This window comes from Parasutterella secunda, assembly GCF_024733725.1.
Taxonomy (GTDB): domain Bacteria; phylum Pseudomonadota; class Gammaproteobacteria; order Burkholderiales; family Burkholderiaceae_F; genus Aphodousia; species Aphodousia faecalis.
The window spans coordinates 150,973-163,005 of the sequence record NZ_JANRHP010000004.1 but is presented as its reverse complement, the minus strand read 5'-3'; the positions used below and the strand labels follow the sequence as shown (position 1 = coordinate 163,005).

Here is a 12,033-nt window from a genome sequence, read left to right as displayed (position 1 = left end):
TGATGATTTTGCGTCTTGTGACAAGAAAGTGACTATGCAAGCGTCAAGCAATGACGGGCATAGCTCTTAACATCTTCCCAATCCGTGTAGTCAATCACTGCATCCATGGAGGTCGGTCCCTTTGTCATCTTCATGATGAGTTGAATCATCTTGGCATCAAGCCAACCCCAGTTCGGATAGTCCACCTTACCGGCGATGCATTTGACATCGCGGGGTTTCCAGGGAGAGTTTTGCAGGAACTTTTGCATGTAGCGGTTGCCTTCGGGCGTCGCTTTAATCGGGGTGCGAGCGACCACAGAGACGTTAAAGAAGCTGTGGGGCTTGGCATCGAGTTCATTTTTGTGTTTGGCAAGGAAGCTGTAGAACACTTTGGGGTAGGTACCGTACAACACGGGGCAACCCACAATAAAGAGATCGTACTTGTCCCATTGCACGCCTTCACGGTCGGCTTCCATAACACTCATCATGTCGGCTTGGTTACCTTCGGCGATAACCGTTTCCCAAATACGGCGGGCGACACGAGCCGTATGTCCGCTTCGGCTGTGATAGAGCACGAGCACAGATTTCATTTTTTTCTCCTATTCTCCCGTCCGAGTTCTTTTTAGGCGGGAAAAACACAAATACAAAGCTTAAAGAGAGAAGCGATAAGTGAAGAGCGAAGATTTTATCGTTTTCCCTGTTTTTCAGTCTTTACCCTTAATTCTTTCGGGTACGTCGGCCATTGTAGTGCAGAAATATTGCTTCAATCTTAAAGCCATTATTTAGCCGATAAGACTTTCAGCCAACCGATGAGCTCTTGCGGGTGATGCGCAACAAGGTGGGTATGCCACTCATCAATTGGGAAGTCTTGTCTGAGGTAACCCCAAGTAGCCGCGGCAAAAGGCATTCCTAGGGTTTGAGCAACTTTGGAGTCGCGGATGTCATCGCCAACGTAGGGCGTTTCTTGCGGTAAGGCGCGCATTTTATTTAAGGCGACCAACATGTTGTCGGGATGGGGTTTGAGTTTTCCGGTTTCATCCCCACTAATAATGACGCAGGCTCGATCGTATAAGCCCAGCTTTTTCATGATGGGAATGGTGAAATTGCTGAATTTATTGGTGACGACACCCCATTGCCAACCGGCTTGTTCTATTTCTTCGAGTGTTTGTTCGATGCCATCAAAGCAGCAAACTTTTTCTGCACAGTGATTTTGGTAGTCCGACAAAAATCGTTCTTTGAGTTCAGGAAAGCGAGGATCTTGGTCAGTAATGTCAAAGCCAATCTTAAGAAGCCCTCTTGCTCCAGAGCCCGCGTATTCTCTGAGTACGTTGTAAGGAAGAGGGGCCAGATTTTCCGATCGACGGATACGGTTTAAGGAGGCGCAAAGATCAGGGGCACTATCAACAAGTGTGCCGTCCAAGTCAAACAAAACCAGAGGCATTATTTATCCCATTTCAAGACGTTCACTAAAAAAGGCGCTCCAAAGCGGAGCGCCTTTTAATTCAAATCAATGAGACTGTCTCATTAATTATTGAGCGCGAGTGCCGACCACTTCAACGACAGCGCGGCGGTTCGGAGCCAAGCAGGCAACCAAATCAGCCTTAGAGCCGGTGTCTTCGCAGGTCACGACAGGATCAGCGGAGGCCTTACCTTCGGTTTGGATCTTGTCAGCCGGAACGCCTTGGGCGACCATGTAGGACTTAACGGCAGCAGCGCGGCGTTCGCTCAACGTTTGGTTGAAGGAAGCCGGGCCCGTCACGTCGGTGTAACCGGTAGCCATCACGACGTCAACGTTCAAGCCGGACATACGAGCGACCAATTCGTTGAGCATCTTGACGCCTTCGGGCTTAACCTTGGCGGAGTTCAAGTCAAAGAGCGTATCAGCAGCCAAAACGATCTTGCCGCTGTTGGCGATGTCAGCGTCGCATTCGATGCCTTCGGCAAGAGCAGGCGTCCAGAAGCCGGTACGCCAGCAGAGGTCGTAGTTGCTCATCACGGTTTGACCGGTCGTGGACTTAACATACGGGAAAACGTCGGCAGCGCTGGCCATGCCACTCGTAGCGAGCAAAGCGGCCAAGGCGGCGCTCAAAGCTAATGTTTTTTTCATAATTATTTTCTCCAATTGGATTTACTGCGGTAAACAACAGACGACCGCACACGTCCGGCTCATATCCCACCGCCCTCGCGAGTGGCCTTTTGGGGACACTTACCTAAACTAAATTCTATTCTGCCACGTTTTTGTTATTTTCTGTGCATTTTCTCGACTCAAAGGTCGGAGACCTTCCTGTTGTTGCTTTTTGACAACAATTTTGCCATTAACCCAAACGTGACTGATATCTTCGCGTCCCGCGCTATATAAAAGCTGCGAGGCGGGATCGAAAACGGGCAGCGCATCAATGTTGCCGAGGTCAACGGCTATTAAATCAGCGTCTTTGCCTTTTTCGAGCGAACCGATCCGGTCATCCCAGCCCAAAGCTTTAGCGCCTCCCATGGTAGCCGCATAAAGCATATCGGCCACTTTCATTTGAGTGGTGTCCTGGCATACGGCTTTGCCCAACATAGCCGCCAGACGTGTTTCGCCTAAAAGGTCCACCTTGTCATTGCTGGCAACTCCGTCAGTGCCCATCGAAACATTGATGCCGAGAGCCATCATTTTGGCAACAGGAGAAAAGCCGCTTGCTAATTTCAAATTTGAACACGGGCAGTGCACGACGCTTGCTCGGGCGCGGGCAAGAAGTTCTAATTCAGCATCATCGGCACAAACCGTATGCACGGAAATAAATCGTTCATCCAATAGTCCCAAATTTTGAAGGCGCTGCAACGGGCGGACGCCATATTGCTTGAGTGAACCTTCAATTTCGGTCTGTGTTTCGTCCACATGCATGTGGATTCGTGCGTTATGTTTGTGAGCTAAATCACGCACTTTAATGAGCGCATCATCATCGACCGTGTAGGGTGCGTGAGGACCAACGGTTACTCTGACATTGGGATCGTTGGCAAAACGCTCGAAAAGCGCTTCGGCACACTGGATGTATTCATCCGTGTTTTTCGCCATGGCCGAAGGAAAGCCGATCACAATTCCGGAGACGGAACACTTAATTCCGGCTTCAGTAAGACCGCGGGCAACATCCTCACTGAAAAAATAGTGGTCGCTTGCGCACGTGATACCGGATTCAACCATTTCGGCCCCGGCAATAAGAGAGCCTTCATAGCAAAATTCAGGACTCATGAGTTTGCCTTCGGCTGGCCAAATTTTTGTTTGAAGCCAATCCATTAAGGGAAGATCCGCGCCCATTCCTCGCAATAAGTGCATGGGAGCGTGTGTATGGGCGTTTACAAAACCAGGTAAAACAATGTGATCCGGCAAGCGGACGATTTCTTTGGCTTCGATCCCTTGAGTTTCTTCGGTAGGAACAACCGCCACAATTTTTCCTTCGTCAATCAGAACACTGTGACGGGTCAAGAGTGCGCCTTTGGGGGCCATGGGCATTACCCAGCCCGCTTCGATGATGGTGTGAACGTGCATAAACAGCCTTTTCTAACCTATAGATGTCGTACGACGAATTGTATGTCAGACTGACAAAATCTGTCCTTTTTGCCGTTTTTCGTTATTTTGAACATTTTGACGTTGCCTAACCCATTGAAAATAAAAAGAAAAATAACTCTTTCGATACAGGCATTTTTGAGAAAATCCTGATAAAATCAACAGGTTAAAAATTTCAAACGATGGATAGTTAATCGATGTCTGATAACGAAGATATTAAGAATAACGAAGAGAACGTAACTGCCGAAGAATCGAACGATTCCAACATTCCGGGCTCCATGCTCAATATTGCACAAGAGTTATTACCGGTTTCTTTGGAAACCGAAATGAAGCGTGCTTATTTGGATTACGCAATGAGCGTGATTGTGGGCCGCGCTTTGCCGGACGTTCGGGACGGTTTGAAGCCCGTTCACCGTCGCGTGCTTTACGCGATGGAGCAAATGGGTAACACTTACTCTCGTCCCACCAAGAAATCTGCTCGTGTTGTCGGTGATGTGATCGGTAAATATCACCCTCATGGTGATACAGCCGCCTACGATACGATTGTTCGTCTGGCTCAACCGTTCTCGCTTCGCTATCCGCTGGTTTACGGTCAGGGTAACTTCGGTAGTCTTGACGGTGACTCGGCCGCGGCCATGCGTTACACCGAAGTCAAGCTTCAAAAGCTTGCCGGCGAAATGCTCGCCGACATTCGCAAAGACACGGTTGACTTTATTCCTAACTACGACAATACCGAAAAAGAACCTACGGTTTTGCCGACCCGCTTGCCGCACTTACTCATTAATGGCAGCGCGGGTATTGCTGTTGGTATGGCCACCAATATTCCACCGCACAATTTGCGTGAATCGATTGACGCCTGCGTGCATTTACTCAATCACCCGGATGCCACGGTTGATGATCTGATTAAATTCGTGCCGGCTCCGGACTTTCCCACCGGGGGCATCATCTTCGGTCTCAAGGGAGTGATTGAAGGTTATCGTACGGGTCGTGGTCGTGTTCTTATGCGTGCAAAAACGCACTATGAAGAATTTGATCATGGACGTCGCACACGCATTGTGGTCGATGAAATCCCGTATCAGGTCAATAAGCGAGTCTTAGTTGAAAGCATCGCTCACCTCATCAACGATAAGAGAATCGAAGGTATCTCCGATTTACGCGATGAAACCGACAAGGACGGCGTGCGTGTAGTGATAGATCTGAAGGCAGGAGTTGTGGCCGATGTGGTTTTAAATAACCTCTATAAGCTCACTCAGCTTCAAGATTCCTTTGGCATCAACATGGTGGCCTTGGTTGACGGTCAGCCGCAGTTGCTTAACCTTAAGCAAATTATTGAAGCTTTCCTTATGCATCGCCGCGAAGTGGTGACTCGTCGTTGTCTGTTCGATTTGCGTGAAAATCGCGCACGCGGTCACGTTTTGGAAGGTTTGGCGGTCGCTTTAGCCAATATTGATGAATTTTTAGCCATTATTCGTGCAGCTCCAACGCCGGACGTCGCCAAAGCCGGCTTAATGGGCCGCGGTTGGAACTCTGCCTTGGTCGGTGAGTTGCTTGACCGGGCCGGCGAACATAAAAATGATTATCGACCCGAAGGGCTTGATCCGCTCTACGGACGTCGTCCCGATGGTTTGTACTATTTAAGTGAAACCCAGGCCGATAATATTTTGCAGATGCGTCTGCAGCGCTTAACGGGTCTGGAACAAGACAAGATCATTCAAGAATATAAGAGCGTTGTGGATATCATCGCTGATCTTCTGGATATTCTTGATAAACCGGATCGTGTTCGTCAGATCATTGAAGACGACTTAATCGAAATTAAGAATGAATATGGTGATGACCGCCGTTCAGAAATCGATCCGACCGGTGATCCCAATTTCAACCCGCGTGATTTAATTCCGCGCCGTGAAATGGTGGTGACCATGACACGTGACGGCTACATTAAGAGCCAACAGCTCTCTGACTACCAGGCTCAGCGCCGCGGCGGTCAAGGTAAGAAGGCGGCGACGATGAAAGAAGGCGATATGATTGATCAGCTCTTTATCGCCAATTCGCATGACCGAATTCTTTGCTTCTCCGACTTCGGTCGTATGTATTGCTTGGATGTGTATGCGTTGCCTGAAGGCTCAAGAACCTCCAAAGGACGGCCGATCATTAACTCGGTTCCGTTGTCTGAAGGTGAACGCATTACGGTTGTGCTGCCCATCGAAGATTTTGATGACAAGCATTACGTCTTTATGGCCACGGCCAACGGTGTGGTCAAAAAGACGCGTTTGAAGGATTTTGCCAATGTGCGCCGCTCCGGCATTAATGCTGCAGGGCTTGATGATGGCGATCACCTGATCGGCGTGGCGATCACCGATGGTGAGCACGATGTCATGCTCTTTTCCGATGCGGGTAAGGCCGTTCGTTTCAGCGAAGCCGATGTTCGTCCGATGGGGCGTGGTGCCCGAGGAGTCAAGGGCATGGCGCTTGAAGACGGACAGAAAGTGATTGCCATGCTCGTGGCAGACAGCGAAGAGCAGACCGTCTTGACGGCCACCGAAAATGGTTTCGGTAAGCGCACGCTGGTGAGTGAATACACTCGTCATGGTCGCGGCACCAAGGGCATGATTGCTATTCAAACCAGTGACCGAAACGGCAAAGTGGTGGCAGCGACGCTTGTTAATGACGCCGATGAAGTCATGCTCTTGACTCAAAAAGGCAAGATTGTTCGCACTCCCGTTTCGGATATCTCTGTTTTGAAACGGGCTACACAGGGTGTGACACTTATTGGCTTGAAGGATGACAGCTTGGTTGCTGTTCAGCGTATTGCGGAAGAAGATGTTGAGGAAGAAAAGTCCGAAGAAGCCCAAGAGGCTGCTAAGGCTCCTGCGTCTTCCGAAGCAGATCCTGTCCAATCCATTTAATAAATGATTGATGGGCCCGACCGAAAGGCGGGCCCTTTTATGCAAAATGATTCCAGTAATTACGATTGATGGGCCGACAGCTTCAGGTAAAGGAACCGTGGCGGCCAGGGTGGCTCGAGCTCTGGGTTTTCATTACCTCGATAGCGGCGCTCTTTACAGACTTTGCGCCTATAAAGCCTTAAAGGAAAAAATTGACTTGACCGATGAGTCAGCCTTGGCTCAGACGGCTGCCAATTTGGCTCCCTTGTTCGAAGACGGAAAGATCTATTTAGATCGTGAAGACGTAACCGACAAGATTCGAGCCGAAGAAGTCGGAGTGGCCGCTAGCAAAGTTGCCTCTTTGCCGGCAGTGCGCCAAGCGCTTTTGGATGTGCAAAAACGGGCTCGTCGCCTTCCTGGTTTAGTCGCCGATGGGCGCGACATGGGCAGCGTGATTTTCCCGGATGCACCGCTTAAAGTTTTTTTAACGGCAAGTGCTCAAGCACGTGCGCAAAGACGCTTTAATCAGTTGAAAGAAAAAGGAATTGTTGCTAATATCGACACCCTTACCCGGGATCTAGAGGAGCGGGATCGGCGCGATATGCAACGTGCTGTGAGTCCTCTTGCGCCCGCAAAAGATGCCAAAATCCTCGATTCGTCAGAATTGACGATTGAAGCAACGGTGGGACAGGTGCTGCAGTGGTACCGGTCTCTTACCAAATAGGTTGGTTCTTGCAGCCAACCGCCCGGCAAACCGGCAATGGGGCCGGCCCGGTTTTTTAACCCGGTGCATTTTCCACTTACTGGAAGAGCACTGTATTTTTAAATTAACTCATGTCTGAAAATATTAACCAACCCGAGTCTTTTGCTCAGCTTTTTGAAGAAAGCTTAGCTCGTCAAGAAATGCGCCAAGGCGAAGTCATCACGGCTGAAGTAGTGCGCGTGGACTACAACTTTGTGGTCGTGAACGCTGGCTTGAAGTCCGAAGCCTATGTGCCTATCGAAGAATTCAAGGACGATCGCGGTGAAGTCACCGTGAAGCCGGGTGATTTCGTGGCTGTGGCGATTGAACAAGTCGAAAACGGCTACGGTGATACGATTTTGTCTCGCGACAAGGCCAAGCGTCTTGCCGCTTGGATGAACCTTGAAAAAGCCCTCGAATCCGGCGAACTCGTTACCGGTACGATCACGGGCAAGGTCAAGGGCGGTCTCACGGTTATGACCAACGGTATCCGTGCCTTCTTGCCGGGCTCCTTGGTTGACACCCGTCCTGTTAAGGACACCACGCCCTACGAAGGCAAGACCATGGAATTCAAGGTCATCAAGCTCGACCGCAAGCGCAACAACGTTGTTGTTTCCCGCCGTGCCGTGGTTGAAGCCAGTATGGGCGAAGAACGCGCCAAGCTCATGGATACGCTCAAGGAAGGCGCCATTGTTAAGGGTATCGTTAAGAACATTACCGACTACGGTGCCTTTGTTGATTTGGGCGGCATTGACGGCTTGTTGCACATCACCGATCTCGCCTGGCGTCGTGTTCGCCATCCGAGCGAAGTGGTTCAAGTCGGTCAAGAACTCGAAGCCAAGGTTCTCAAGTTCGATCAAGAAAAGAACCGTGTGTCTTTGGGCTTGAAGCAATTGGGTGAAGATCCTTGGATTGGTATCGCTCGCCGCTATCCGAAGGGAACGCGCTTATTCGGCAAGATCACCAACATCACCGACTACGGTGCCTTTGTTGAAATCGAAGCCGGCATCGAAGGTTTGGTGCACGTCTCCGAAATGGATTGGACCAACAAGAACGTTGATCCGAAGAAGGTTGTCCAATTGGGCGATGACGTTGAAGTGATGGTTCTCGAAATCGACGAAGAACGTCGTCGTATCTCCTTGGGTATGAAGCAATGCAAACCCAATCCTTGGGAAGAATTTGCTCAAAGCCACAAGAAGGGTGACAAGGTTACCGGCCAAATCAAGTCCATCACCGATTTCGGTGTGTTCATTGGTTTGACGGGCGGCATCGACGGTTTGGTGCACTTGTCTGACCTCTCTTGGACCGAACAAGGCGAAGAAGCTGTTCGTAAATACAAGAAGGGTGACGAAGTTCAAGCCGTTGTGCTCGGTATTGATACCGAACGTGAACGCATCAGCTTGGGCGTGAAGCAATTGAGCGGTGACCCGTTCAGCAACTTCACGAGCACGCATGAAAAGGGTTCCGTTGTTACCGGTACGGTCAAGAGCGTTGACGCCAAGGGCGCCGTGATTGACTTGGGCGATGAAACTGAAGGTTATCTGCGCGCCTCCGAAATCTCTTCCGAACGCGTTGAAGACGCTACGACGCAATTGAAGGAAGGTGATACGGTGACGGCTCAAATCATCAGCATCGACCGTAAGAACCGTAGCATCCAATTGTCTATTAAGGCTAAGGATGCCAGCGAAGCTCGCCAAGCCTTGGATCGCATGAACCAAGACGCTCAAGGTGCTTCCGGTACGACCAACTTGGGTGCCTTGTTGAAGGCTAAGCTCGAACAAAAGTAATCGGAGAAGCATGGTGGATGCCATGACGAAATCCGAGCTGATTGAACGGCTCGCAAATAAAAACGCGCGGTTGACTGCGCGTGATGTTGACGAATCCGTTAAGGCGGTTCTTGATGCGATGACTTTGGCTATGGCCACGGGCAGCCGCATTGAGATCCGCGGTTTCGGCAGTTTTTGCCTGAACTACCGCCCTGAACGCTTGGGACGCAATCCCAAGAGTGGAGAAAGCGTGGTGGTACCGGCAAAATATGTGCCGCACTTTAAAGCGGGCAAAGAGATGCGTTTGCGAGTGGACGGCGCTGTGCAAGAAGCTTAAGCGTTTCTCTACGTCAACCTAAGTTCAGATGGAGGATTCCGAAGTTTTTCGGAATCCTCTTTCCATATGTGTCAACAATTTCCTTTTATTTGTATTTCTTTTCTCTCTATTCAGATTTTTTCCTAAGTGATCATGCTTAGGAAACCTTCATAACTAGGTTAATTTCACTAGAAAGCCCGTCAATCAAGGCAAAGGCCCTTACATATAATGAAATGAGGCGTCGCTTCATGAAAGATGTCTCATTAATTGGTTGACTATTGAAAGAGTCTGTTATGTATAACTTTTTAGCTGCATTCTGTATTTGTGGTTTCATCGTGATCATCGGTGAACTTGTTTCCACTTGGACCAAAGCGTGGATTCCATCGGTATTCGTTTCAGCCTGCTTGTTGTTGGTGGGCTATTGGACCGTCATTCCCTATGATTTGGTTAAAGATTCATTCCTGACGCCCTTTGGCGCCACGTTGGGTATTTACTTGTTGATTGTTCACATGGGCACGGTCATCAGCCTGAAAACCTTGATGGAACAATGGAAAACGGTGGTGATGTGTCTTGTGGGCTTGGCGGGTATGTGTATTTTTGCCTTGCTTTTGTGCCCGCTCTTTATGGATTGGGCTTACATTGTGGCCGGTCTTCCGCCGCTCACCGGTGGTATTGTCGCCGCAACGATTATGCAGCAAGCGGCCACTGAACACGGTTTAACGTCTGCGGCTGTGTTTGCCATTACGATGTACTGTGTTCAGGGTTTTGCCGGTTATCCTTTGACCGCTATTTTCATGAAGGCTGAAGGCGCCAAGCTCTTACAAGAGTATCGTTCGGGTGAACGCGTTACCAAAGACGAGCTTTCTGCCGCAAAGAATGTGACCTCTTTGCCTTCAAGCGAACGTCGTGGTCCTTTGGCATTGCCTGATTCATTAAATAGCCCGATTGTGATGCTCACCAAGATTGGCATGGTGGCATGGTTATCCATGATGGTGGGTGGCTTCACCGGTATTAGCGGCGCTGTGTGGGCTTTGATCTTTGGTGTGGTTTTCTGCTCTTTAGGCTTTTTGGAAACCGATATTTTGCACCGTTGCAATTCCTTTAATATTTTGATGTTCGCCTTGACAATGTTCGTCTTCGAAGGACTTAAGGATTGCACGCCTGAAATGTTGACCTCCATTATTTTGCCGATGGTTGGTTTGATTGTGGTTGGCGTCTTCGGGATGGCTGTTTTCGCTTGGGTTGCTGCCAAAGTTATGAAGCTCTCCTTCCCGTTGAGTTTCTGCAATTGTTTGACCGCGCTCTATGGCTTCCCGTTTAATGCCATCATTACGGAATCGACCTGTAAGGCGATGGCTAAGACGCCTGAAGAACATGAATTCTTGATGAGCAAGATGTTCCCCTCGATGATCATTGGCGGTTTTGTCACTGTGACCATTACTTCCGTGATCTTGGCCGGCTTCTTTGTGAATCTGTTCTAATTTACTTGTCACCAAGGCGCTTGCTGGCGCCTTGGTTCATTTTGAAAGGATGACAAAATGGATATTCAAGCACTTGGTAAGAAATACCACGATTATCTCATTGAACAACGTCGTTGGTTTCACGCTTATCCTGAAGTAAGCGGACAGGAGTTCGGTACCGCCAAGCATATTCGTGAAGAGTTGGATAAGCATGGTATTCAATGGCGTGAATGTGGCATGAAGACGGGAACGCTTGCCACGATTAAGGGGGCTAAACCCGGTAAGACCATTTTGCTTCGTGGTGACATTGACGCATTAACCGTCAATGAAGAAACCGGCTATGAATTTGCCAGTAAAAATCCCGGTGTGATGCACGCCTGCGGTCACGACTGCCATATCTCCATGCTGCTTACAGCTGCTTTGATGCTCAATGACATCAAAGATGAATTGGCAGGCACCGTAGTTTGTGCTTTCCAACCTGCCGAAGAAATCGGTAAAGGCGCCTGCTCAATGATTGAAGAAGGCGCGCTCGATGGCGTGGACGCAGCGTTTGGTATGCACGTTTGGTCTGATATTCCGAGTGGAAAAATTTCTGTTCGCGAAGGCGCCACGATGGCTTCGGGTGATCGCTTTGAAGTCAATATTGAAGGCAAGGGCGGTCACGGTGCAACACCGCATTTGTGCGCAGATGCCATTGTGATGAGCGCAGCCATTGTTCAAAACCTGCAAACGGTTGTAAGCCGTGAAATTTCTCCGGTTGAAACGGCGGTTCTGACTGTGGGTACGATTGAAGGCGGTACTCGTTGGAATGTTGTTTCCGGCTCAGCGAAATTAACCGGAACCACGCGTTGCTTCAGCAACGAAGTGCGCGCTCAATTCCCCGAAGCCATGAAGCGAGTTGTGGAAGAAACGGCAAAGGCCATGCGCGGTAAAGCAACGTTGACATATGAGGAATTGGTGCCACCCACGATCAACGATGTCAAATTGGCTCAGTCCGTTCGAGCTAGCGCCAAGAAAATTTTGGGTGACGATTTCTTCTGCGACTATCCGATTACGATGGGCGGAGAAGACTTCGCTTACTATCAGCAAAAAGTGCCGGGTGTGATGGCTTTGTTTGGTGTCGGCAATCCCGCTTGTGACGCTGTTCATGCTCAACACTCTGGCTGCTACAAAGTGGACGAAGATGCTCTGATTAACGGAGCGATGACTCACGTGCAAGTGGCCTATGACTTTCTTAATAACTAAGAAAACGTTGACAAACTGATTAGACTCGAAAGCCTCGGCCTAATGGTCGGGGCTTTTGCGTCTGCGGCACGTATAATAAAAATTTCCATTGATCTAAAT

General features: G+C 49.5%; 10 protein-coding genes. 6 read left to right on the top strand and 4 right to left on the bottom strand.

Annotated features, from left to right (window positions below; all coding sequences use genetic code 11):
* Nucleotides 1-32: 32 nt before the first annotated feature.
* From hemG to NW199_RS05755, 4 genes are all read right to left on the bottom strand, one after another.
* Complete coding sequence (gene hemG, locus NW199_RS05770; RefSeq protein WP_249091477.1) at nucleotides 33-569, bottom strand: menaquinone-dependent protoporphyrinogen IX dehydrogenase; 537 nt, start codon at nucleotides 567-569, stop codon at nucleotides 33-35.
* Nucleotides 570-757: 188 nt separating this feature from the next.
* A complete protein-coding gene (locus tag NW199_RS05765; protein WP_258333911.1) occupies nucleotides 758-1,420 on the bottom strand; it encodes an HAD family hydrolase in 663 nt (220 codons plus the stop codon).
* 87 nt (nucleotides 1,421-1,507) lie between these two features.
* Nucleotides 1,508-2,086: an OmpA family protein gene (locus tag NW199_RS05760; protein ID WP_022472839.1), complete on the bottom strand. Its 579-nt coding sequence runs from the start codon at nucleotides 2,084-2,086 to the stop codon at nucleotides 1,508-1,510.
* 108 nt (nucleotides 2,087-2,194) lie between these two features.
* The gene (locus NW199_RS05755; RefSeq protein WP_249091475.1) at nucleotides 2,195-3,505 is read right to left on the bottom strand and encodes a TRZ/ATZ family hydrolase; all 1,311 of its coding nucleotides are present in this window, start codon (nucleotides 3,503-3,505) and stop codon (nucleotides 2,195-2,197) included.
* Nucleotides 3,506-3,801: 296 nt separating this feature from the next.
* Here NW199_RS05755 and gyrA point away from each other — a divergent pair, with 296 nt between their 5' ends.
* The 6 genes from gyrA to NW199_RS05725 all read left to right on the top strand — a co-directional run bounded on the left by gyrA (nucleotide 3,802) and on the right by NW199_RS05725 (nucleotide 11,934).
* On the top strand, nucleotides 3,802-6,426 hold the full coding sequence (gene gyrA, locus NW199_RS05750) for a DNA gyrase subunit A (protein ID WP_258333941.1): 2,625 nt from the start codon (nucleotides 3,802-3,804) through the stop codon (nucleotides 6,424-6,426).
* A 46-nt stretch (nucleotides 6,427-6,472) separates the two neighbouring features.
* Nucleotides 6,473-7,129 carry a (d)CMP kinase gene (gene cmk, locus NW199_RS05745; protein WP_258333910.1) on the top strand — a complete coding sequence of 219 codons (657 nt, stop codon included), beginning with the start codon at nucleotides 6,473-6,475 and terminating at the stop codon, nucleotides 7,127-7,129.
* A gap of 110 nt (nucleotides 7,130-7,239) precedes the next feature.
* A complete protein-coding gene (gene rpsA / locus NW199_RS05740) occupies nucleotides 7,240-8,934 on the top strand; it encodes a 30S ribosomal protein S1 (protein ID WP_022472801.1) in 1,695 nt (564 codons plus the stop codon).
* A 22-nt stretch (nucleotides 8,935-8,956) separates the two neighbouring features.
* Entirely contained in the window at nucleotides 8,957-9,250 is a 294-nt protein-coding gene (locus tag NW199_RS05735; RefSeq protein ID WP_249091769.1) for an integration host factor subunit beta, read from the top strand.
* A 272-nt stretch (nucleotides 9,251-9,522) separates the two neighbouring features.
* The gene (locus NW199_RS05730) at nucleotides 9,523-10,710 is read left to right on the top strand and encodes a hypothetical protein (RefSeq protein WP_022472799.1); all 1,188 of its coding nucleotides are present in this window, start codon (nucleotides 9,523-9,525) and stop codon (nucleotides 10,708-10,710) included.
* Between the two features lie 57 nt (nucleotides 10,711-10,767).
* Entirely contained in the window at nucleotides 10,768-11,934 is a 1,167-nt protein-coding gene (locus NW199_RS05725; RefSeq protein ID WP_258333909.1) for an amidohydrolase, read from the top strand.
* The last annotated feature ends 99 nt before the right edge of the window (nucleotides 11,935-12,033 follow it).